The organism is Verrucomicrobiia bacterium, assembly GCA_023953615.1.
In the GTDB taxonomy this organism is placed as follows: domain Bacteria; phylum Verrucomicrobiota; class Verrucomicrobiia; order Limisphaerales; family JADLHS01; genus JADLHS01.
Genome location: JAMLJH010000002.1, coordinates 530,194 through 550,834 on the forward strand (window position 1 = coordinate 530,194; position 20,641 = coordinate 550,834).

Here is a 20,641-nt window from a genome sequence, read left to right on the forward strand (position 1 = left end):
AGAGTTCTCCTCGCTCTACGCCCGGCTTCCGGGCGGTTTTCATTTAAGTATCAGCCTGAACCGGTAAATTTGTGAAAATTTTCAGTGGAACTGCCAATCGGCCGCTGGCGTATGCCATTTGCGATTACATCGGTATCCGCCTCGGTAAGTGCAGCGTCAAGGCCTTTCCCGATGGCGAGACCTTCGTAAAGATCGAGGAGAACGTGCGCGGCGAAGACGTCTTTGTCGTGCAACCGACTTCACCGCCGACGAACCATCATTTGATGGAACTCTTCATCATGATGGATGCGCTGCGCCGTTCCAGCGCCAATCGAATCACCGCCGTGCTGCCGTTTTATGGCTACGCGCGGCAGGATCGCAAAGATCAACCGCGCGTGCCGATCACCGCCAAACTGGTGGCAAATTTATTGGTGGCAGCCGGGGCGAACCGGGTGCTGACGATGGATTTGCACGCGCAGCAGATTCAAGGGTTTTTCGATATTCCAGTGGATCATCTCTATGCTGCCCCGGTAATTTACAAGTATTTGCACAAAAAGCGGCTCAAGGACCTTGTCGTCGTTAGTCCCGATGTTGGAGGATTGAAAATGGCCTATGCCTATTCGCAACATTTCTCAGCGGCACTGGCCATCATTGCCAAACGTCGGAAAAGCGCGACGGAAGTGGAATCCACCACCATCATTGGCGAGGTTCGGGGCAAAAATGTGCTGCTCGTGGATGACTTGACTGAAACGGCAGGAACACTGACCAAAGGCGCGGAATTGCTCAGGAAAAAGGGCGCGAAGAGCATTGTCGCCTGTGTTTCCCACGCGATTTTGGGGGATACGGGCATCGAAAGATTGCGTAAATCGGCGATTGACGAGTTGATTACAACTGATACAGTCGTGCGCCCGACAATTCGGGGAGTGAAAATCACCACTTTATCGGTGGCGGGTTTGTTGGGTGAAGCCATCAAGCGAATCCATAATAATTCGTCAGTGACCTCGTTGTTTGAAGCCAATGGCGGTCGCACCAGTTAAGACGTTTGCCGGAAAATTTTTGATATGAAATCATTGCCATTCAATGCTTTTGTGCGCTCGCAAGTGCGGCGCACCGGACTGAAAAAATTGCGCGCCACGGGTCGCGTGCCCGCCACGATTTACGGTGGAAAATCCAAAGCCGAAAACCTGGAAGTGGTCGGGGCTGAGTTGAACGACCTGCTTCACCGTTCCCACTCGGAAAACATTTTGGTAGATCTCGAGGTCGAAAAAACAAAACGCCTCGCATTGGTTCAGGAAGTTCAGCATCACCCGTTGAGTGGTAAAGTCGTACATGTGGATTTCCGAGAGGTGAGCGAGACGGAGCCGGTTGTCATCAATGTGCCTGTTGATACCTTCGGCGAGGCTTCCGGCGTCAAGAATAGTGGCGGTGTGCTCGAACACATCATTTTTAAACTACGGGTTCGGGCTTTGCCCAAGCAACTACCGGATCGGATTGTTGTGGAGGTCACGGAACTCGAAGTGGGACAGACCATCCACGTCGGCGATCTCAAACTGCCTGAGGGCGTGGAAGTGATTGGCAACAAACTGGCCCCGGTGGTTTCTGTCGTGAAGTCCAAGGCTGAAGCGGAACCCGTGGCGGCTGAGACGGCTGCTGCTGGCGAAGTTGAAATGACGAAGGAAAAGAAAGACGCGGCCGCAGCGCCTGCCGCCAAGGGGGCCGCAGCGAAGCCGGATGCCAAAGCCGCTCCGGCCAAGAAATAATTGTTTGTTGTTGCGCTCCGCGATGGGCGGATAGCAACGCCTCCGGCGCATGGAAGATTGGCGTCTTATCGTGGGATTGGGCAATCCCGGGACGGAATACGCCAGGACGCGGCATAATGCGGGGTTTATGTTGCTCGATCAACTGGCGGCCAGTTGGCGGGTAACGTGGCGGGATGAGAAAAAGTTTCAGTCGCGTTTGGGCAAAACGGAACGGAGCGGCTGGCGCTTGTTGATGTGCCAGCCCCAGACGTTCATGAATTTAAGTGGTATTGCGGTTGGAACGCTGGTGAAGTTTTATCAGTTGCCGCTCGAACATTTGCTGGTGGTGGTGGATGATGCGGACTTGCCACTGGGGCAGATTCGCCTGCGACCGGACGGCAGCAGCGGCGGGCATCATGGATTGGAATCCATTGAGCAGCATTTGGGTTCGCGCCAATACGCCCGATTGCGAATTGGCATTGGGCGACAGAACGAGCGGCGGGAGATTTCGGGTCACGTTCTGGGCCGCCTGAGTGGCGAAGAACTGACGGTGATGGAAAGGGTTTTAATCCGGGCGCAGGCCCAGGTAGAGTGTTGGCTGGATCGCGGGTTGCAGTCGGCCATGAGTCAATTTAACGGGGCGGTAACCGACCCGAACAACGAAGGAACGAAGCAGTGAAACGATACGAAGGTTTATTCATCTTGAATACGGCGGGTAAGGAAGATGGCGTCAAAGACGCCCTCGACAAAATTTCCGCTGAGATCGCCGAAGCGGGCGGCCACATTGAAACCGTGCAGAAAATGGAGCGCAAAACTTTTGCGCGAGTGGCGGACAAACGACACAGCAGTGGCTTTTACGCCAACGTGATTTTTAACAGCACCCCGGCCACGGTCGTTGCGTTACGCAATAAATTCGTACGTAACGACGAGGTGTTCCGGGTGATCTTCACCCATTCACCCGCGCCCAAAGCGGCGCAGTAACCCGCAAGCAGGCCATGGCCAGTTTTAATAAAGTCATCTTGGTGGGGAATTTGACGCGCGACCCGGATCTGCGTTACACCCCCAAGGGCACGGCCATTGCCAAAATCGGCGTTGCGGTGAATCGCGTCTGGACCAATGACGCCGGCGAGCGCAAGGAGGAAGTCACGTTCGTGGACGTGGATATCTTTGGCCGCACGGCGGAGAATGTCGGCAAGTACATGCGCAAAGGCCGCCCGATTCTCATCGAAGGCCGATTGCGCCTCGATCAATGGGACGATAAACAAACCGGTCAAAAAAAGAGCAAGCTCGGGGTGGTGGCGGAGACCGTGCAATTTCTTGGCAGTGCGGGTGGAGGCGGTGGTGAAGGCGAGGAAGGTTCCAGTCGCCGCCCCAGCGCTCCGGCCGCGCCTCCAGTCAATGAAGGTGGAGACGGCGATGCCCCGCTGGAGAGCGACGACGTTCCCTTCTGAAAATATTAAGTAGTTTCAACGAACATTTTTATGGCAAAGACAGAAGTCATTCTTACACACAACATCGTCGGTTTGGGCGGTGAATCGGATCAGGTTAAAGTTGCCGCCGGTTACGCCCGCAATTACCTCCTTCCGCAACGCCTGGCCATTCCGTTAAGCGCCGGGAATAAGCGCCGCCTCGAGGCCCTGCGCCAGCGCCGCGCCCAGCGGGAAGCTCATGAGTACAATACCATGACGGAACTTGCCAAGAGTCTGACCAAGCTGGTTTGTCTGGTGAAGGTCAAGACCGGTGAGGACGGCAAATTGTTTGGCGCCGTCACCGCCGGCATGATTGCCGATGAGTTGAAGCAACAATTTGATGTCGTGCTGGATCGCCGCAAGATTCACCTCGAGCACCCGATCAAGGTATTGGGTGAGCATGAGGTTGAATTGCATCTGCACGCGGAAGTGAAGGGCGTACTCCAGGTGCGCGTGGAAAGCACTACTCCGATCGCGGTTGCTCCAGCCGAAACCGCGCCGAGTGCCGAAGCGCCGAAAACTGAGAAACGGGGCAAGCGCGCAGGAAAAGAAGAGGCGGCTTCGGGTGAAAAAGCCAAAGCCGATAAAGCGCCGAAAAGCGACAAGAAGGTCAAAAAGGGATAAGCATCCCGATCAACATTTCAAAGCCCGGCTCTCGCCGGGCTTTTTCATTTATGGGATGGCCCTGCGTTCGGGCGCAAAAAATTCGCCGGTGCAGAGTGACTGCACCGGCGAACGCGGAATCAAAGGTGGGCCTGATTAATTGCCCTGCACGCGGTAAAACATGGCGCCACTGTTGATGGTGTCGCTGGCTTCCGTGCCGTTGACGGTACTCCCCACGTTCTCCCAATCGCCTGCATCAAGAGCACTACGGCGTTGGAGTTGATAAGGGGCCAAGCCGCCTTCCCAGTGGATTGTGACCTGGTTATTTTCCGTGGTGATGCTAGTGATGCGGAGTCCCGAGGTGATGTTCATGTCGTCAATGAGAGCGCCGACCTGATTAGCGCCTCGGAAAACCCGGATTTGACGGAAACTATCAGAGGCGGCGGAGTAGAACGGCACGGGATTGAGGTTTTGGCGGACGTCGTCCACGTAGAAGTTGTAGGTGCGCGCGGCGTAATCCAGCTCGAATTTCAAGTGATACCAGTTGGTGGAATCCCAGGTTAAACCCGTGGGCACCCAACCGCCGGAAACCAAGCCGTAGTCAATGCTGGTATTGGGGCCGAAGCGCACTCCCGCGGCTCGGGTGCCAGCGGCATTTTCCACGGTGATGAAGATATTGCCGTTGACCGGGCCAGCCAGCGGTCGCGCCCAGAAGTCAAAGGTGATGTTTTGCGTATTCTCGAGTCCGGCGATTGGGCGAATCGAGGAACTGCCCGCTCCACTTAATCCGACAACCAGCGCTTGATTGCCGCTGTGGACGAAATCGCCTGCGGTCAATCCGGCGGCACTGAGTTCGGCGGCAATTTCAGTCGCGGTCAGTACGCGGGCGGCGTCCGTGTTGGCGTCCGTGACCCAATTGTTTTGTCCGTCCAGCGCTCCTACGGCGTACGTTGGGGCTTCGAAATCAATCAAGCCGGGCGTCGGCGTCCATTGCAAGCGTGCCGCATACGATTCGACCACGCCGACCGCATTGGTGACCATCAGGCTGTAAAAACCAAGATCGTTGGCGGTGATGTTGTTCAGCGTCAAGGTTGTGGTTTGCTCGTCAAGCGGCGTGCCCACTGGATCGGCCAGGTGCTCGCGATAATACCAGCGCACGGACACGGGCGTGTCTGAATGTGGCGCGGCCGTAAACACTACCGTGTCGCCCAAATTAGCCGTTGTGTTGGTTGGGTGCGAGGCCAGCGTGGGGAACGTGGCCAGTCCGGGAATCGCCGGAAAATCAAGTTCGGCTGCGCTCAAGGCGTTGTTGTCAATGATCACCCGGTCCAGTGAACCGCGGAAGAAAGCGGTGTCACTTTCTTTGCCAATGGTCAGTGGACTCGCCGGGTTAGCCGTTGCGGAGCCTCCGTCTTTGGTGCGAGCCACGGTTTGTCGCAGGATTCCATCAAGGTAGAAGTGAAGCTGTGCATTGCCATAATCCATGACGGCGGCAACGTGATGCCAGCGATTGTCATTGGGAACGATGACCGAGGAGGCAAAATCCGCATTGCCATATAACGTGGTGTGCAAGCCTCGATCCACATTGATGGAAAGTGACACCTGCGGGGTCGGGTTGGCGGTGCGGTAGATGACTCGTCGCGCGTCAATTCCCGTGGTGGGAAGTTTGACCCACGCCTGCAACGTGTAACTGTTGCCGTTCACGCTCAGATCCAGGGGCGCCGCTCCGGGGAAGGTGATGTATTGACGAATAGAAAAAGTCTGGTTCAAGAAATCCAGCGAAAAATCACCGGCTTGTCCGGTTGGCGAATCACTGGACCACGCGGGCCCGGTTTGGGCGGCCAGGAAGGCGGGCGCTGGCTCGGCCGGAAGCTCGGGAGCTATCGCGTTCTTGCAGGGGAAATTGGCTTCGTCAAAGTTGTAACTGATCAAAGTCGAAGGCAGAGGCGCTTTTACTGTGGCGGCGACGTTATCAAGATCGGATGCCGTCAACAGCGCGTGGTGAATGCGAATTCGGTCGAAGGCCGCCACGGTGCCATTGCCCGTACCTTCCGATCCCAGCCCCAAGTACTGATTTAACGGGGCACGGGCGCTGACGCTATTGGTGTATTCGACAAAGGTTTCGTCACCATTGACATAGAAATGCACGCCAACCCCTGGCTCCCAGGCGGCCGCCGCATGCACCCACTGATCGGTGGGCAACATTCCCGTTACCGTATTGGTGATGTCCGCGATGCCGAACAGCGTGAATACCTGCCAACCGCCTTTCAGGCCCATCTTGTAAGAACTGCCGTAGGCGACCATTCCTTGTGCTGCCAGAGCGGCCGTGCTGCCATCAATATAAATCCAGGTTTCCATAGTGATCGGTCCCTCACGGATATCGAGCACTGGCGTGGCGGAAGCATCCGCAATCAAGAATGCTGTTCCGGAATTGGTGAGGCAGCGGTCTCCTGGCAGTCCGGAAGGGGATGCGTCCATCAGTTGCGCGTAATCCACATTGGGATCAAAGGCCTGACCGAGGTTGCCGAGCAAACCGGTGTTGGGGTCGGTGGTGGTGTAGCCCGCGCCTTCACTGAAGTCGAAGCGAGCGAGTTGATCCGCGTAGGCGGCGGGTAGTAGCGCCAAGCCGACAGCCACCAGGGCGGCGGCGGAGACGCGGTTTAGGGAACGGTATCTTTTCTTCATAAGTATGATTTGATGTTCTGGGATTAAGCAGTGAGACGGATCAAAGTTTTTGCGAAGTACGCTCCAGCAACCAACGCAAGTCGGCGCTGTTCGGCGCCGGCACCCGACCGGTGGGGTTGGGCGTCAAAAACGGGCCGTCGTGCCACCGCTTTATTTCTGAGTGGCCGTCGGCGAAGGAAAAGCTGCACGACCGGCCATGTTGGATGCCGGGGTGATCAATCAGCGACATGGCGCGAGGGTTGTCATAATTCCCCAAATCCACGACAAAAAATGCGTCATTGATCAACGTGGGACGTTCGTCCAGCAAAACCCAGGTCATGGCTGGATTGATGATGGCGCTGTATTTGCGAAAGAGGCGAAATCGTTTGGCATCGGTCCACATGCCGTAATAATCCGGAGCGGTTTCGCCATTGCCGCCCACCATGTAATTCATGGACATGCTGCGGACGTGTTTGGTGCGGTCTTCCGGGCATTTCCACAGTTTGTGGCTATTGGCGCCGTATTTGGCCAGCGGACTGATGTCGAAATAAATCGTATTCGTCGGGTCCGACACCATGTTTCCCTGCACCCAGGTGTACGGCGTCAGGGCATTTTGCACCGCGCCTCCGTACGCGAACAACAAGTTGTCATTGGCATCTTCGGTGTACATGCGCCAAGCCAGGGTCAATTGGCGGTGATTGTTGAGGCACGAGATGCCGTGCGCTTTCTGTTTGGCCCGACTCAAGGCCGGCAGCAGCATCGCGGCGAGAATGGCGATGATGGCAATGACCACCAGTAGTTCAATCAACGTGAAGCCACGGCGTTCGCGTGGAACGGGGTGTGACCGGTTTATAATGGTTTGATGAGGCGTTGACATTTGATGTGTTTAACTTTTTCGGAAACCGGGGTTCCGTCGGTTATACGATACGTATAATGGAAAACCGCTGAGAAAACAAGCCTCGGAGCGGTTTATTCGCAACGCAAGCATCCGTGAAGCCGGTTCTGGCCGGATAACGCCACGGCCTGCGCCGCACGAGGAAGTTATTGGCCTTTTAATTTTCGCTCCAGGATTTCGCCCACCAGGATTGGGTTGGCTTTGCCTCTGCTCAATTTCATTACCTGCCCCTTGAGTGAATTGAGTGCCGCAGTTTTTCCAGATTGGTAATCCGCCACGATTTTCGCGTTGGCCGCGATGGCTTCCTCACAAAATTTCTCGATTGTCACCGTGTCGCTGACCTGGGCCAGACCCTTCTCCTTGACGACCGCATCCGGCGCTTTGCCAGTGGCGAACATTTCCGCAAAGACCTGCTGCGCGGCGGAACTGCTGATGGTTTTGGCTTCAACGAGGTGGATCAGTTCCAGCAAGGCTTCCGGTTGAAATTTCAAATCCGCCAGGCCGGATAATTTCATGTCCTCAATTTCCAAACCGAGGGCTGCCTGCTCGGCCTTTTCGGCGTTGTTCAACTCGGAGAGTTGCGCCAAAAGATTATTGATGAGCCAGTTGGCTGCGGACTTGGGGTTTTTTGCCCGGGGCGCAATCGTTTCAAAATACTGACTCAAGGCTGGATTGCCTTTGAACACTTCGGCATCGGTCGTAGGCAAATGGTAATCGCGCATCAGCCGCTGTTTGCGGATCAGCGGCAGCTCAATCACGCGCGCCTTCACGCCCGCCAGCCAATCAGCACCGGGCACCAATGGCATGAGGTCCGGGTCCGGAAAATAACGGTAATCGTGCGCGTCCTCCTTGGTGCGCATTTGCTCGGTGATGCCCGCCACGTCATCCCAGCGGCGGGTGGATTGCGGCAATTTTTCGCCGCGAGACAGAGCCTCAATCTGGCGCGGAATTTCATGCTCCAAGGCGCGGCGCACTCCCGAGAAACTGTTCATGTTTTTGATCTCAATTTTCGAGCCGAGCCGCGTGCTGCCTCGCGGACGCACACTCACGTTGACGTCGCAGCGCACCATGCCTTTTTCCATGTCGCAGTCGCTGATGCCGCCCTGACGCAAAATTTCGGTCAACGCATTGAGATAGGCGTAAGCCATATCCGCACTGGTGAGATCGGGTTCGGAGACGATCTCCAGCAAGGGCACGCCGGCCCGGTTAAAATCCACGCCGCTATGCCGTTCAAAGTGCGTGTTCTTGCCGACGTCCTCTTCCAGGTGCGCGCGAGTGATGCGCACTTTTTCCGTCCGCCCGTTCCATTCAAATTCCACAAAACCGTTCACCGTGCTGGGTTTGTCGTATTGGGTGATTTGATAATTCTTGGCGACGTCCGGATAGAAATAGCTTTTGCGATCGAACTTGGCGAAGCCCGGCACCTCGCAATTCAGCAGGTAACCGGTCAGCACGGTTAGGCGGATGGCTTCCTCATTGGGCACGGGCAACACGCCGGGCATTCCGAGGCAAACCGGGCAAACGTTGGTGTTCGGCTCCGCGCCAAACGTGTTGGCGCAACCGCACCACATCTTGGATTTCGTTTTGAGTTGGACGTGGGTTTCCAGTCCGATTACCGCTTCGTATTCCGTCATGGCGGGTAGAGTTTAACCACGAACCGACGCGCAGGAACACGAATTTTTCATCACTGCTGCGATTGAACGACATGGGACGATTATAGCGGTTTAATTAAAGTTGTCGCCGTGGCCCCGAACGAGTGTAACCCCATGAAGGTGGGGTCCGGATGGGGAATGGCGCCTCTGTCCGCGAGGTTTTGGACTGCGGCAGTCCCCTGCCGCTTTCCGATCGCGTGCTGCTGATTCCACAGCGGCAGAAGACTGCCGCAGTTCAAAGCGCGGTCGCGCCGGTGCTCGTCCCGAACCCAGAGCGGTCGTCCGTTTGACCCCAACGCTTGGCTTGAGGTTGGAAGGCCCGCTGCGTCATGTCAGCGGTTATAGAAATACTTAAATATACGGCAGAGCGCTTCGAGGCGCGCTTGTCGGCTGGACGAAGCCTACGCTGCCGTTGATACTCGTCCGATGAAAACGGTTCTGGTGGCATTTCTGTCCTTGGCCTCGCTGGTCGCCAGTGCGGCTCAACCCGAAATCGTCTCGGTGCAAAAAATCTGGGATCAAGGCGCGCACAACGCGTTCACCGATATCATCCGCTTTCAAGATCGCTGGTTTTGCTGTTTCCGCGAGGCGGCGGCGCATGTGGGCGGCGACGGTGAATTGCGGATTCTGGAATCAGCGGATGGTGAACGCTGGCAGTCTGCGGCGTTGCTCGTAGAAACGGGAATTGATCTGCGCGATCCCAAACTTTCCATCACGTCCGCGGGGCAATTGATGCTCGTGGCGGGCGGCTCGATTTATCGCGGCACGAAGAAATTACAGGGCGCACAACCGCGAGTGGCCTTCTCGAAAGATGGACGGGATTGGTCGTCGCCGCGGCAGGTGCTGGTGAATGGCGAATGGTTGTGGCGGGTTACCTGGCATGAGGGGCAGGCGTATGGCGTGTCTTATCACGTCGCGCTGCAATCGCCAGACTCCCGACCGCCACTCCAGTTGTTCCGCAGCGCGAACGGATCGGATTGGAAATCCCTCGCTACATTCGACCTGACCGGCTTTCCCAATGAGGCCACGCTCCGCTTTTTGCGCGACGGCACGGCGCTGATGTTGGTGCGTCGCGATGCAAGCGATCAAGGAGCGTGGATTGGTTCCAGTCGCGCGCCCTATTCGGATTGGAAGTTTACGCCCACGCCGGTGCGGATTGGCGGACCGAATTTCATCGAGCTGCCGGACGGGACTCTGGTGGCCAGCGGACGGGATTATGCCGCGGGCAAAGTTACCTGCGCCCTGTTCGAGATGACCCACGATAGTTTAAAGTCGGTCCTGGCCTTGCCGAGTGGTGGCGATTGCAGCTATCCCGGCTTGGTTTGGCATGACGGATGGCTCTGGGTCAGCTACTACTCATCGCATGAAGGCAAATCCAGCATTTACCTGGCGAAAGTGAAGTGGCCGCTGCGTTAGCGACGAATCGAAGCCCATCACTTCATCAATCAGCGCTTCGTCTCATTCCTCGATCGGAGACCCTTCGCGCTTGCTGCGAGTGCGCTTGAAACCTAACTTGCGTTCCGAATGAACCGATTTCAGGTCGTTAAATTTTCCACGCCGGATGAGCTGGCGCATGAAGTGGCGAAACTTTGGCTGCAAGAACTGGCCCAAAGCGCGGCGGCAAAGCGACCGCACTTCGTCGCCCTGTCGGGCGGTCGCATTACACTGAGGTTTTTCGCCGAAGTCATCCAGCAATCGCCCGCGTTTCAGCTCTCGTGGCGGGACGTGCATTTCTTTTGGGCTGATGAGCGTTGCGTACCTCCTGACGATCCCGAGAGCAGCTATGGCGTGGCGCGCGCTAAATTTTTTCAACCACTCGGCCTGGCCGATGCGCAGATTCATCGCGTACGCGGGGAGCTGGCGCCAACGCAAGCTGCGGTTCAGGCCGAAGCAGAGCTTAAACAGCTGGTGCCGCAGAATGTCGCCGGACAACCGACGCTCGATTTGATTTTCCTCGGCATGGGCGAGGACGGTCATGTAGCGTCCCTGTTTCCGCGCGAAACCGAAAGTGAACGGAACGATCCCGCTATTTACCGGGTCATTGAAAATTCTCCCAAACCACCGCCGACCCGGGTGACGCTGGGTTATCCCGCGATCTGCGCCGCCCGGCAGGTATGGGTGCTCGCCTCCGGTTCGGGAAAAGAAGCAGCGCTGCGAGAATCACTGATGACAATGGGCACAACGCCATTGGCCCGTGTGTTGCAACAACGCGCACCCACACGCATTTTTACGGAGTTGCCGACGCCTTAATGCGGCGTCGGATTTTCCACCGCTTCAGTCTCCTTGGGCGCAACATAAAGCCCGCTGCCTTCCAGTCCGGCCACGATCATGTCCACGGTGCGTTCAACCGCACCGCGACTTTTCTGCGCAATTATCGCTCCGTTTTGCCCGAGTTGTTCCCGTTGCTTGGGCTGCGTCAATAGTTGTTCCAAGGTGGTTTCCAATTCCTTTGCGTCGTGAACTTGGCGGGCCGCCTGAGCCGTCAGCAGCACGTTCACCACGTCCCGGAAGTTCTGCATGTTTGGCCCAAACACCGTGGCTTTCCCGAGCGCGCACGGTTCGATGGGATTCTGGCCGCCGCGCGCGGTGAGACTTTTGCCCACGAACACCACGGTGGCGTGTTCGTAGAAGGCTCGTAATTCGCCGGTGGTGTTCACGATCAAGCAATCTCCCACGCTCGCGCGGTCGTTCCTGTGATCACGTAAATCTGTTCGCAGCGCATAACCAATCTTGAGCGATTGCACCACGCGTTCCACTTCCCGGGTGCGTTCGAAGTGTCGCGGCACCAGCACGAGAAACAGGTCGGGAATCCGTTGTCGCAAGCGGAGAAAAATCTCTCCCAACAAGGCTTCCTCACCGTCATGCGTGCTGCCGCAAACAAGAACGGGCGCTCCTGCGCGCGCGCCTGCTTGCGTCAGCAGCGCGGGCACATCGGGATGGTGGACTTCGGTGGCGTGCGCCGCGTCAAATTTCAAGCTGCCGGTCACCCGCACCGCTTCGGGCCGACAACCGACGGCTTGCAGGCGTTTCGCGTCCGCCTCGGACTGCGCGCCCACGCCGTTGAAGGTGGCAAACAGGGAGCGAAACAGAAAACCGTAGCGTCGGTAACGGCGGAACGAGCGATCGGACATGCGGGCGTTGACCAGAAAGAGCGGAGTGCGTTGGGATCTGACGCGCCAGATGAAGTTGGGCCAGATTTCGGCTTCCACCAGCACAATCGCCGAGGGATGCACCACCGCCTGAGCGCGGGCCACGTAACTGCGGCGGTCAATCGGGTAGTAAATTTTGCTGATGCTGGTGGGCAGCCGTTTTTTTAATTCGCCCATGCCGGTGGTGGTGGTGGTCGAGACGACGATTTTGGCGTTGGGCAGGCGGGCTTCAAGCGCGTGGATGAGTTGAATGCACAGCCCGACTTCACCCACGCTGACGGCGTGCAACCAGAGCGTTTGGCGATTGGTCAGCGCCTGCTTTAACTTGGTATCGTATTGGGCGAACCGTTCGCCGAAACCTTTGAACCAATTACCCCGACGCCAGAGTCGCCAAAAGTAATACGGCGCGCTGACAATGAAGCCAAACAGGAACAGAATGTTGTAAAGAGTGCGCACGCGCGGCCAACAAGTTGTCGGGAGGACAGTTTCGGAAAAATCAGCCGAGCGTAAAGAAAATGTTTTTGAAAGTCCCGGCGACGAGTTGCCTTGGGCGCGGTTTGGTTTTCAAGCCGAATGATTCTGCCGCTGGCTTCCCTGGGGCAAAACAATAATGCGGACAAAGGGCCATCCTCCCGGTTGACACGGCCTTTTGGTGCGAGCAGAATCGGACTGTGCCCTGAGCGTTGCTTGCGTCGAGAGATTCGAGGGGCATGCCGGAAACCATTATGTTGATGCGATCACTATTCCTCGCCGGCTCGCTGATCTTGCTCACGTCTTGCGCCTCTTCTGAGCCATTCGTGATGAAACCGCTGCGTGAGGATGATCCAAAAGGTCTCAAACTGCCGCGGGGTGTTCCACGCGGGGTTGATTCCGAGGGCAATGTGGTTTCGTTAGATTACCGGTTTACCACGCCAGAATACGAGCGCGCGGCCATCCAATTGGTGTTGCAGGAGGCTAATCGGGTGGCGGAAGACATGCGGTTTGATGATGAAGTGTTGCCCATCACGGAAACCAATGTAATCCATGTACGCGTCTCGCCCTTTGGTTTCAGTTATAAATTCAACGTGTTAGGGGGAGTCGTTTACACGTCAAACTACATTTATAAAATTGGCCGAGCCAACAAATTCAGCGGACTGGTGGTGGCTAACTATGACCAAACCTGTCTGAAACTAAACAAGGCGCTTGTACCTTTGGAGCAAATGGATACCAATGCCGCCTTTCAGTTGGCGACGCAGTGGCTGACGGTTGCTGGCGTTGACGTGCCTAGATTGAATCGAGAGTGTAAGGCGCAGGTGGCCGTTTCTCCGCACTGGAGTGGTCTTGGGAAACTCGGTAATGCGCCAACAAGGGATTTCGCGCCGATATACTTCGTGTGGTGGACGCCGTACGATGATCGTGTCAAATTTGGCGGAGCGAGTGTGGAGCTTTTTCTTCCAACGAAAAAACTGCTGCAGCTAGATGTTCGCGAATCAAAATACGTTTTGCGAAACCCGGTGGTCTTCACCAATCTCGATTCGTTTTTTCCTGGAACTGGCCGGGTCACTGTTTTCCCCAAGAAAGCACTCGGCCCTGTTTACTACAGGCTTGACCATAATGGACCGTGAAGCTCGCCGAAACAAAACGTGGTCACGCAATGGCTGACTACGGCGCGGGATGGCCATCGCGGTTTTGAATCAAGACTGCGGGACATGCTGAGCCGGATCGCTCTCTTGATGACTATCGCCGGGAGGTCGGTTCGCTCGGAACAGTCCCAAGTCCCTTAAAATCCCTCTTGTCAGTCGGCTTGGCCCTGCTATTTTGTCCGCTCTTTATGAGAGTTGACATTCATCCGAAGTACGTGGATGCGGAAATCCGATGTGCCTGTGGCAACGTGATCAAGACGCGTTCCACCAAGTCCACGGTCATCGTCGGCATCTGCAACGTGTGCCATCCGTTCTACACGGGGCAGCAGAAGTTTGTGGATACGGCCGGGCGCGTGGACAAGTTCCAACAACGCGCCGCCAAGACCGCCGCCGCCCAGGCCGCGTTCGAGGCCGGCAAAAAGAAAAAGAAATAGCGCTTTTCCTTCCACCGCCCGCTTTTCCTCGCCGGAAGCAGCGGGCGGTTTCTTTTTTGGTGGCGACATTCATGAGAATGTGGCGCATCAATTTCAGCAGCCCGCGTTCGCACGAACGCCGCCACGGTGAACAATGGATTTCAAACCGCATATTGAAAAATTCCGTCGTCGCTTTGCGGAAGTGGAAGCTTCGCTCAGCGAGCCGACGCTTTTTGATCATCCGCAGCGCGCGCAAGAGCTGACCCGGGAGTACGCGCGCTTGAAGGATTTGGTGACTGCCGGAGTCGCTTATGTGAAAGCGCAGAATGATCTCGCGGAGAATCGGGCGCTGCTCGCGAGTGAACCTGCCGAATCCGAGCTGGCGCAACTGGCCCGGGAAGAGGTGGCGCGGTTGGAAACCGAAACCGAGCAGCTCGGACAACAATTGCGGTTTGGTTTGGTGCCGCCCGAGCCGACGGATTCCCGGAATACCATCGTGGAAATTCGCGCGGGAGCGGGCGGTTCGGAGTCCGCGTTGTTCGCCGCTGATTTGTATCGGATGTACACGCGCTACGCCGAGGCGCGCGGTTGGAAGGTTGAGACGATGGATGCCAACCCTTCCGATCTTGGCGGTTTCAAGGAAATTGTTTTTCAGATCAGCGGTCAGGATGTGTTCAAGACGTTGAAACACGAGAGCGGCGTGCATCGCGTGCAGCGCGTGCCCGCCACGGAAGCGCAAGGGCGCATTCACACCAGCACCGCCACGGTGGCCGTGCTGCCCGAAGCCGAGGAAGTGGACGTGGAAATCAAGCCGGACGATATCGAGGTCAGCGTGTGTCGCGCCTCCGGCAAAGGCGGGCAGGGGGTGAACACCACCGATTCCGCCGTGCAAATCCACCATAAAGCCAGCGGCCTGATTGTGCGCATCGCCGACGAGCGTTCGCAGATCAAGAATCGCGCCAAGGCGATGACCGTACTGCGTTCGCGTTTGCTCGAACGCAAGATTGCCGAGGAAAACGCCAAGTACGCCGCCGACCGCAAAAGTCAGGTGGGCACGGGCGAGCGCAACGAGAAAATCCGTACTTACAATTTTCCGCAGAACCGCGTCACGGATCATCGCATCGAAATTACGCTCTATAATTTGTCGAACTTCATTGACGGCGACATGGACGGCCTGATCGTTCCGCTCATGACGAATGAGATGGAGGAAAAGTTGAAGGCGTTGAGGGTATGAATTCTGAATTCAGGAGCCAGAAGCCAGAAGCTGAAATGCCCTCGGAGCAGCGCGCGCCAGCGCGAAGTTTTGAGCAACTTATCGTCTGGCGGAAGGCGCATCAATTGGTTCTTGCTGCTTACCGGTTCACTGAGAATTTCCCGCGCAAGGAAACCTACGGACTGACCTCGCAACTGCGTCGGGCGGCGGTTTCCGTTCCTGCGAATATTGCGGAAGGCTTCAAGAAGCGGAGTCGCGCCGACAAAGCCCGATTCTTGAATATCGCCCAGGGTTCGCTTGAAGAATGTCGTTACTATTTTATTCTCGCACGGGATTTGAATTACGGCGACACAACCGAACTGGTTTCACAACTTGCTGAAGTCAGCAAATTGCTTGAAGCCTACGCGGCAAAAATTCTGACTTCCGGCTTCTGAATTCTGACTCCTATTTATGACTCCCCAAGGATTGATTTTTGATTGTGATGGCACGCTGGCCAACACCATGCCGCTGCACTGGCGCGCGTGGCAGATGGTGATTCGACGACATGGATTGGTCTTTCCTGAAGACCGTTTCTATTCACTCGGCGGCGTGCCCTCGCGCGACATCCTCAAAATGCTTGCCCAGGAACAAGGCCGCTCGCTGGATCACATTGCGGTGGCGCATGAAAAAGAGGAGGCGTATCTGCCGTTGATGGCCGAGGTGGAACCCATTCACGCGGTCGTTGAAATCGCCCGGACGCATCACGGTAAAATTCCCCTGGCCGTCGCGTCCGGCGGAACGCAGGCCATCGTCGGCAAGGTGCTCGAGCACCTGGGGATTCGTGAATGGTTCGATGCGATCGTGACCAGCGAAATGGTGATGAAACAAAAACCCGCGCCGGATATTTTTCTGGAAGCCGCCCGGCGCATCGGGGTGAAACCGGAATTCTGTCGCGCGTACGAGGATACGGAGTTGGGGTTGCAAGCCATCCGCGCCGCCGGCATGGAAGCCGTGGATGTGCGCCAATGGCATCGAACGAATCCGTGAATTCCAGCGTCGTCATCGAACCGGTTACGTTCTTCACCGACGCGCGCGGCCAGGTAATCGAGCCGATTGGCGAGCCGGAAATTCATGCGCAACGCAACTGCCACGTGGCGCTCACCGCTCCCGGGGCCATTCGTGGCAATCACTTTCACCGCCAGCATACGGAAATTTTCGTGCTGCTGGGACCGGCGCTCGTGCGTTTGCGTGAGGCGGGAATCATCCGCGACGTGACCGTACCGGACGGGCAGGCGATGCGCTTTACCGTGCCGCCGTTGGTTGCTCACGCGATGAAAAATATCGGGTCGCGACCGATGCTCTTGATGGCCTTCAGCACCGTGCCGCACGATCCGGGCAATCCCGACACCTACCGGGACATCCTGATCGAAAGTTGAAGCACTAAAATACGAATAGATTTTTGAAGAGGAAAAATACCGACGGCTTGATCCTTACCGTCTCCAACCTCGATATTCGTCTGGGAATTAACCATATCATACCTTGGATTTTTGGTACACCAGTTTGCCTTGTTTAATGACGAACTTCACTGGAATCTTCGGGTTGTTAATATCCTTTCCGCCCGACTCGTGCCACTTGGCTTCCCATTTGGTGAAGTAAGGTTCGAGACTTGCGGGTTTCATCCGGTAGATTGCCTGCAACTCAATGCCCTCGTAAATGGCAAACACCCAATCCACCTGCCGATACTTTGAGAGGATCGTCGGATTCATGTGGTGATGCGTCGAGAAGCTCTGCGTCAATAATGTGTTAACCGACTTCAATTCGTATTCACGCCCGTAACTATCGTGAGCATCATTTCCTTCACGGCTACCAAGACCTTGGAGTCCGGTGATTAATAGCAACTGCAGCAACTTTCCGCCGTTGTCTTGGAAGATGTCACCGATGCCGTGCTTGGAAGCGAGGGCTTGGTACTCACGAATGTAAGGAAACAATCGGTCCAACTCCGCTTTGTCGGGGTGCGACTTCACGACTTGCCTTTTTGTAGCAACGCGGGCAGCGCCACTTCCACCGCTGCGGCTAACCGCTCCATATTGTCAATCGAGACATTTCGTTCCGCTCGCTCGACCGAACCGACATAAGTGCGATGCAAATCTGCCAGTTCTGCTAAATCCTCCTGAGACAGTCCCTTCGTCAGTCTTGCCTTACGTAGGTTTTCAGCGAAAATGTGGCGGGCTGATAGTTTGGTTTTCAACGGCGGCAGATTATCGCGGTTGACGACTTTACGGCTACAGCCTTAAAGTAGCGCATGATATTGGACCAACATACGCCTGCCTACCTCACCAACCGAGGTGCGGCGTATTGCGGCGACTCGCTTGATCTGCTCACGGCACTACCGGATTCCAGCGTCAACCTTGTCCTCACCAGCCCGCCGTTCGCCCTCCAGCGTGAGAAAGAATATGGGAACAAAGCGCAGCGAGAATACGTCGCTTGGCTCGCGAATTTCGCTCGACTCGTTCATCGCAAGCTCAAGGACGACGGTAGTTTTGTGCTCGACCTCGGCGGCGCTTATGAATCCGGTTGGCCCACCCGCAGCCTGTACAATTTCCGCGTTCCGATTTATTTTTGTGACGAACTTGATTTCCACCTCGCGGAGGATTTTTATTGGTTCAATCCGTCGAAACTCCCTAGTCCCATCGAATGGGTCAACAAACGCAAACTCCGCGCGAAAGACGCTGTCAACACCGTCTGGTGGTTCGGCAAAACCCGCTCGCCTAAAGCCAATGTGTCCAAAGTGCTCACCGAATACAGCGACCGGATGAAGAAACTACTCGAAGACCCGGAAGGCTTCTACACGCCCAAGAAACGTCCGTCCGGCCACGACATCGGCAAAGCCTTCGGTAAGAACAATGGTGGCGCAATTCCACCCAATCTTCTGCAAATCCCGAACTCCGAGTCCAATAGCAGCTACCTGCGCGGCTGCAAGACGGTTGGCGTGAAAGGTCACCCCGCCCGTTTCCCGGCGAAGCTGCCGGAGTTCTTCATCCGTTTTCTCACCGAACCGGGGGATCTCGTGGTGGACATCTTCGCCGGATCGAACACGACCGGCTGGGTGGCTGAGTGCGAAGGCCGCCAATGGCTCGCCTTCGACGAACGCCTAGATTACCTCGCCTCGTCCTCGTTCCGTTTTTTTTCGGACGCGGCCACGAACGCTGAACTCAAGACTGCATACGACGCGATTCTCCTTGGTAAAATCGCCGATCTGCGGCGCGACGTTTTTCAAGTCGTGCAACTCACGCCGCGCAACGGCAATGTCCACAAACCCGCAACGCCGACGCAAGGAGTGTTGGTACTGGCGGAGGCAGCCGTTGGTTCAACTCAACGAGCAAATTATTCAGCCGAGCATGCTTCATCTGTTCGAGGGAAAGGATCAGGCAATGCCCGCAGTTAAGGTCAAATCTGTTGATTCGTTAGGAGTATAGAAGCACGGACGACGAACTTAGCCACGTTGAACGGCATAAAATACTGTCACGGCGATTTAAGGATTTTTTATCCAAGCCTCGAAAGTAAAATCAAGATCTGCATTTAAAAGGTGAGCGGTAAACCGTCCGCCTTTCGCATGCTTCAGATTGAATTCGCTCAGTAGCGGTAGTGCTCAGGCTCGTGTCGCCCTTTCCCCGGCACGCCGAGGTAATCATCTCGTTTCCGCGAAGATTCGGTCAATTTCACGCCGATGCGCTCAACGCATAGGTGTCCCCGTCCGTAATTTGTTTATTAGCTGGACGGTAAAGCGCCGGTTTTGTTGACGCTGCGGTTGATCAGGGCTGGCGTCAGTCGAGGCCAACACACGACGTCGTTGTGGCTGTTAGCGTTGCTCAAACCGCGCGAGCAGTTTTTGATGGATGTCATCGAAGCCGCCGTTGCTGAAAACGCAAACGACATCGCCCGGTTGCACCTGGGTTGCCGCGTGCGCCACGATGGCCTCGGCGTTGGCAAGATAAGCGGCGTTTTTACCACCGGCCCGGAGATCGTTCATCAACTGTTCGGGGTTCAATCGCTCCTCGGGTTGGAGCAATTCCAAACGCGCAATTTGCGCGATGATGACGCCGTCCGCGTCGGCGAACGAAGCTGCGAGTTCGTGTTGAAACACATTGCGACGCGTCGTGTTGCTGCGCGGCTCGAAGATGGCCCAGATTTTTTCCTTCGCGTACTTCACCCGCAGCGCGCGGAGCGTTTCGCGAATCGCCGTCGGATGATGACCGAAATCGTCAATCACCGTCACCCCCCCGGCGATGCCGCGCACTTCCAGCCGGCGGCGGATGCCTTTGAACGTGTCGAACGCGCTCTGGATTTCTTTATTGGTCAGGCCGCAATGTTTGGCGGCGGCGACCACCGCCAACGCGTTGCGCACGTTGAGTTCGCCGATCAGGTTGATGTGAAATTTGGCGCTCGGGATTTCAAACTCGCTCGCCGTCGGCCCCAGCCGGATGTTGGTGGCGCGTACCGCATTGTTTTCGCCGAGACCGAATCGCTTCACCGGGCAGAAGCTCACATTGAGCAGCGGCGCGAGATTCGGATCGTCACCGTTCCCGAGTAAAAGGCCATTGCGCGGGACGAGCCGGATGAAATGCGAAAATGTTTTCTGCACCGCCGCGAGACTTTCGAAAATATCCGCGTGATCAAACTCGAGGTTGTTCACGATGGCGACTTCGGGCAGGTAATGGATGAACTTGCTGCGCTTGTCGAAGAACGCGGTGTCGTATTCGTCGCCTTCGATGATGAACCATTCGCTGTCTGTGAACCGCGCCCCCTGGCCGAGATTGGTCGGAATCCCGCCGATGAGGAAACTCGGGTTGCGGCCATTGTGCTCGAACACCCACGCGAGCAACGAGGTCGTGGTGGTTTTGCCGTGCGTGCCGCTGACGACCAGGCAGCGCTTGCCGCGAATGAAAAACTCGCGCAACAAATCCGGCAGCGAACAAAAGCGCAGTTTGTGATCGAGTGCATATTCCGCCTCGGGATTGCCACGCGAAATGGCGTTGCCGATGACGACGAGATCGGGTTGGTGCGCGAGATTGCGCTCCGCATAACCGTTCACCACCTCGATCTGACGCTCGGCCAGGAACGTGGACATGGGCGGATAAACGTTCTGATCCGAGCCGGTGACCTGATAGCCCTTTTCCTGCAACGCGGCGGCGGTGGCGGCCATCGCCGTGCCCCCGATGCCCACGAAATGAACTGATTGAATTTCCGCAAACATAATTGAAATT

At 56.4% G+C, this 20,641-nt stretch carries 22 protein-coding genes and 1 pseudogene; 15 read left to right on the forward strand and 8 right to left on the reverse strand.

All coding sequences use genetic code 11. The features are described 5' to 3' along the window. Nucleotides 1-71: 71 nt before the first annotated feature. The 6 genes from M9920_12590 to rplI all read left to right on the forward strand — a co-directional run bounded on the left by M9920_12590 (nucleotide 72) and on the right by rplI (nucleotide 3,811). Nucleotides 72-1,016 carry a ribose-phosphate pyrophosphokinase gene (locus M9920_12590; GenBank protein MCO5053129.1) on the forward strand — a complete coding sequence of 315 codons (945 nt, stop codon included), beginning with the start codon at nucleotides 72-74 and terminating at the stop codon, nucleotides 1,014-1,016. A gap of 105 nt (nucleotides 1,017-1,121) precedes the next feature. Beyond that, nucleotides 1,122-1,739 (forward strand): 50S ribosomal protein L25, encoded by a 618-nt coding sequence (locus M9920_12595; GenBank protein MCO5053130.1) that lies wholly within the window; start codon nucleotides 1,122-1,124, stop codon nucleotides 1,737-1,739. Nucleotides 1,740-1,788: 49 nt separating this feature from the next. Then, nucleotides 1,789-2,397 (forward strand): aminoacyl-tRNA hydrolase, encoded by a 609-nt coding sequence (gene pth / locus M9920_12600; GenBank protein ID MCO5053131.1) that lies wholly within the window; start codon nucleotides 1,789-1,791, stop codon nucleotides 2,395-2,397. After that, a complete protein-coding gene (locus M9920_12605; protein ID MCO5053132.1) occupies nucleotides 2,394-2,699 on the forward strand; it encodes a 30S ribosomal protein S6 in 306 nt (101 codons plus the stop codon). The genes pth and M9920_12605 overlap by 4 nt, the downstream gene beginning before the upstream one ends. Before the next feature lie 14 nt (nucleotides 2,700-2,713). Further along, nucleotides 2,714-3,169: a single-stranded DNA-binding protein gene (ssb, locus tag M9920_12610; GenBank protein ID MCO5053133.1), complete on the forward strand. Its 456-nt coding sequence runs from the start codon at nucleotides 2,714-2,716 to the stop codon at nucleotides 3,167-3,169. 30 nt (nucleotides 3,170-3,199) lie between these two features. Beyond that, complete coding sequence (rplI, locus tag M9920_12615) at nucleotides 3,200-3,811, forward strand: 50S ribosomal protein L9 (protein ID MCO5053134.1); 612 nt, start codon at nucleotides 3,200-3,202, stop codon at nucleotides 3,809-3,811. A gap of 135 nt (nucleotides 3,812-3,946) precedes the next feature. Here the strand turns inward: rplI and M9920_12620 are convergent, their stop codons facing one another. From M9920_12620 to gatB, 3 genes are all read right to left on the reverse strand, one after another. Next, nucleotides 3,947-6,475: a LamG domain-containing protein gene (locus M9920_12620; GenBank protein MCO5053135.1), complete on the reverse strand. Its 2,529-nt coding sequence runs from the start codon at nucleotides 6,473-6,475 to the stop codon at nucleotides 3,947-3,949. A 40-nt stretch (nucleotides 6,476-6,515) separates the two neighbouring features. After that, nucleotides 6,516-7,331, reverse strand: coding sequence for a prepilin-type N-terminal cleavage/methylation domain-containing protein (locus tag M9920_12625; protein MCO5053136.1), 816 nt, complete (start codon nucleotides 7,329-7,331; stop codon nucleotides 6,516-6,518). A 164-nt stretch (nucleotides 7,332-7,495) separates the two neighbouring features. After that, nucleotides 7,496-8,983, reverse strand: a complete 1,488-nt coding sequence (gatB, locus tag M9920_12630) for an Asp-tRNA(Asn)/Glu-tRNA(Gln) amidotransferase subunit GatB (protein MCO5053137.1) — start codon at nucleotides 8,981-8,983, stop codon at nucleotides 7,496-7,498. 444 nt (nucleotides 8,984-9,427) lie between these two features. Between gatB and M9920_12635 the strand changes: the two genes are divergently transcribed. Further along, nucleotides 9,428-10,417 carry an exo-alpha-sialidase gene (locus M9920_12635; GenBank protein ID MCO5053138.1) on the forward strand — a complete coding sequence of 330 codons (990 nt, stop codon included), beginning with the start codon at nucleotides 9,428-9,430 and terminating at the stop codon, nucleotides 10,415-10,417. A 108-nt stretch (nucleotides 10,418-10,525) separates the two neighbouring features. Then, nucleotides 10,526-11,251 carry a 6-phosphogluconolactonase gene (pgl, locus tag M9920_12640; GenBank protein ID MCO5053139.1) on the forward strand — a complete coding sequence of 242 codons (726 nt, stop codon included), beginning with the start codon at nucleotides 10,526-10,528 and terminating at the stop codon, nucleotides 11,249-11,251. On the opposite strand, the gene M9920_12645 is transcribed toward pgl, so the two are convergent. Further along, nucleotides 11,248-12,606 (reverse strand): 3-deoxy-D-manno-octulosonic acid transferase, encoded by a 1,359-nt coding sequence (locus M9920_12645; GenBank protein MCO5053140.1) that lies wholly within the window; start codon nucleotides 12,604-12,606, stop codon nucleotides 11,248-11,250. The two genes, pgl and M9920_12645, sit on opposite strands and share 4 nt — an antisense overlap. A 254-nt stretch (nucleotides 12,607-12,860) precedes the next feature. Between M9920_12645 and M9920_12650 the strand changes: the two genes are divergently transcribed. The 6 genes from M9920_12650 to M9920_12675 all read left to right on the forward strand — a co-directional run bounded on the left by M9920_12650 (nucleotide 12,861) and on the right by M9920_12675 (nucleotide 16,813). Then, a complete protein-coding gene (locus M9920_12650) occupies nucleotides 12,861-13,754 on the forward strand; it encodes a hypothetical protein (protein MCO5053141.1) in 894 nt (297 codons plus the stop codon). Nucleotides 13,755-13,960: 206 nt separating this feature from the next. After that, complete coding sequence (gene rpmE, locus M9920_12655; protein MCO5053142.1) at nucleotides 13,961-14,206, forward strand: 50S ribosomal protein L31; 246 nt, start codon at nucleotides 13,961-13,963, stop codon at nucleotides 14,204-14,206. Between the two features lie 133 nt (nucleotides 14,207-14,339). Beyond that, complete coding sequence (gene prfA / locus M9920_12660) at nucleotides 14,340-15,419, forward strand: peptide chain release factor 1 (GenBank protein ID MCO5053143.1); 1,080 nt, start codon at nucleotides 14,340-14,342, stop codon at nucleotides 15,417-15,419. Between the two features lie 35 nt (nucleotides 15,420-15,454). Then, a complete protein-coding gene (locus M9920_12665) occupies nucleotides 15,455-15,832 on the forward strand; it encodes a four helix bundle protein (protein ID MCO5053144.1) in 378 nt (125 codons plus the stop codon). A 16-nt stretch (nucleotides 15,833-15,848) separates the two neighbouring features. Further along, nucleotides 15,849-16,424 carry an HAD-IA family hydrolase gene (locus tag M9920_12670; protein MCO5053145.1) on the forward strand — a complete coding sequence of 192 codons (576 nt, stop codon included), beginning with the start codon at nucleotides 15,849-15,851 and terminating at the stop codon, nucleotides 16,422-16,424. Next, nucleotides 16,421-16,813 (forward strand): hypothetical protein, encoded by a 393-nt coding sequence (locus M9920_12675; GenBank protein ID MCO5053146.1) that lies wholly within the window; start codon nucleotides 16,421-16,423, stop codon nucleotides 16,811-16,813. Before M9920_12670 ends, M9920_12675 begins: the two co-directional genes overlap by 4 nt. Before the next feature lie 96 nt (nucleotides 16,814-16,909). Here the strand turns inward: M9920_12675 and M9920_12680 are convergent, their stop codons facing one another. Beyond that, complete coding sequence (locus tag M9920_12680; protein MCO5053147.1) at nucleotides 16,910-17,401, reverse strand: restriction endonuclease; 492 nt, start codon at nucleotides 17,399-17,401, stop codon at nucleotides 16,910-16,912. Then, nucleotides 17,398-17,625 (reverse strand): helix-turn-helix domain-containing protein, encoded by a 228-nt coding sequence (locus M9920_12685; protein ID MCO5053148.1) that lies wholly within the window; start codon nucleotides 17,623-17,625, stop codon nucleotides 17,398-17,400. The genes M9920_12680 and M9920_12685 overlap by 4 nt, the downstream gene beginning before the upstream one ends. Nucleotides 17,626-17,679: 54 nt before the next feature. Between M9920_12685 and M9920_12690 the strand changes: the two genes are divergently transcribed. After that, nucleotides 17,680-18,822 carry a site-specific DNA-methyltransferase gene (locus M9920_12690; GenBank protein ID MCO5053149.1) on the forward strand — a complete coding sequence of 381 codons (1,143 nt, stop codon included), beginning with the start codon at nucleotides 17,680-17,682 and terminating at the stop codon, nucleotides 18,820-18,822. A gap of 188 nt (nucleotides 18,823-19,010) precedes the next feature. On the opposite strand, the pseudogene M9920_12695 reads toward M9920_12690, so the two are convergent. Together M9920_12695 and mpl are read right to left on the reverse strand one after the other, a co-directional pair. Beyond that, a pseudogene (locus M9920_12695) lies at nucleotides 19,011-19,130 on the reverse strand (adenosylhomocysteinase). A gap of 106 nt (nucleotides 19,131-19,236) precedes the next feature. Next, nucleotides 19,237-20,631 carry a UDP-N-acetylmuramate:L-alanyl-gamma-D-glutamyl-meso-diaminopimelate ligase gene (gene mpl / locus M9920_12700; protein MCO5053150.1) on the reverse strand — a complete coding sequence of 465 codons (1,395 nt, stop codon included), beginning with the start codon at nucleotides 20,629-20,631 and terminating at the stop codon, nucleotides 19,237-19,239. Nucleotides 20,632-20,641 lie beyond the last annotated feature (10 nt).

Excerpts from the sequence above, each read along its gene's own strand:
- pth (MCO5053131.1), top strand. The coding sequence starts at position 1,789 with ATGGAAGATTGGCGTCTTATCGTGGGATTGGGCAATCCCGGGACGGAA.
- ssb (MCO5053133.1), top strand. The coding sequence starts at position 2,714 with ATGGCCAGTTTTAATAAAGTCATCTTGGTGGGGAATTTGACGCGCGAC.
- rplI (MCO5053134.1), top strand. The coding sequence starts at position 3,200 with ATGGCAAAGACAGAAGTCATTCTTACACACAACATCGTCGGTTTGGGC.
- M9920_12620 (MCO5053135.1), bottom strand. The coding sequence starts at position 6,475 with ATGAAGAAAAGATACCGTTCCCTAAACCGCGTCTCCGCCGCCGCCCTG.
- M9920_12625 (MCO5053136.1), bottom strand. The coding sequence starts at position 7,331 with ATGTCAACGCCTCATCAAACCATTATAAACCGGTCACACCCCGTTCCA.
- gatB (MCO5053137.1), bottom strand. The coding sequence starts at position 8,983 with ATGACGGAATACGAAGCGGTAATCGGACTGGAAACCCACGTCCAACTC.
- M9920_12635 (MCO5053138.1), top strand. The coding sequence starts at position 9,428 with ATGAAAACGGTTCTGGTGGCATTTCTGTCCTTGGCCTCGCTGGTCGCC.
- pgl (MCO5053139.1), top strand. The coding sequence starts at position 10,526 with ATGAACCGATTTCAGGTCGTTAAATTTTCCACGCCGGATGAGCTGGCG.
- M9920_12650 (MCO5053141.1), top strand. The coding sequence starts at position 12,861 with ATGCCGGAAACCATTATGTTGATGCGATCACTATTCCTCGCCGGCTCG.
- rpmE (MCO5053142.1), top strand. The coding sequence starts at position 13,961 with ATGAGAGTTGACATTCATCCGAAGTACGTGGATGCGGAAATCCGATGT.
- prfA (MCO5053143.1), top strand. The coding sequence starts at position 14,340 with ATGGATTTCAAACCGCATATTGAAAAATTCCGTCGTCGCTTTGCGGAA.
- M9920_12665 (MCO5053144.1), top strand. The coding sequence starts at position 15,455 with ATGCCCTCGGAGCAGCGCGCGCCAGCGCGAAGTTTTGAGCAACTTATC.
- M9920_12670 (MCO5053145.1), top strand. The coding sequence starts at position 15,849 with ATGACTCCCCAAGGATTGATTTTTGATTGTGATGGCACGCTGGCCAAC.
- M9920_12690 (MCO5053149.1), top strand. The coding sequence starts at position 17,680 with ATGATATTGGACCAACATACGCCTGCCTACCTCACCAACCGAGGTGCG.
- mpl (MCO5053150.1), bottom strand. The coding sequence starts at position 20,631 with ATGTTTGCGGAAATTCAATCAGTTCATTTCGTGGGCATCGGGGGCACG.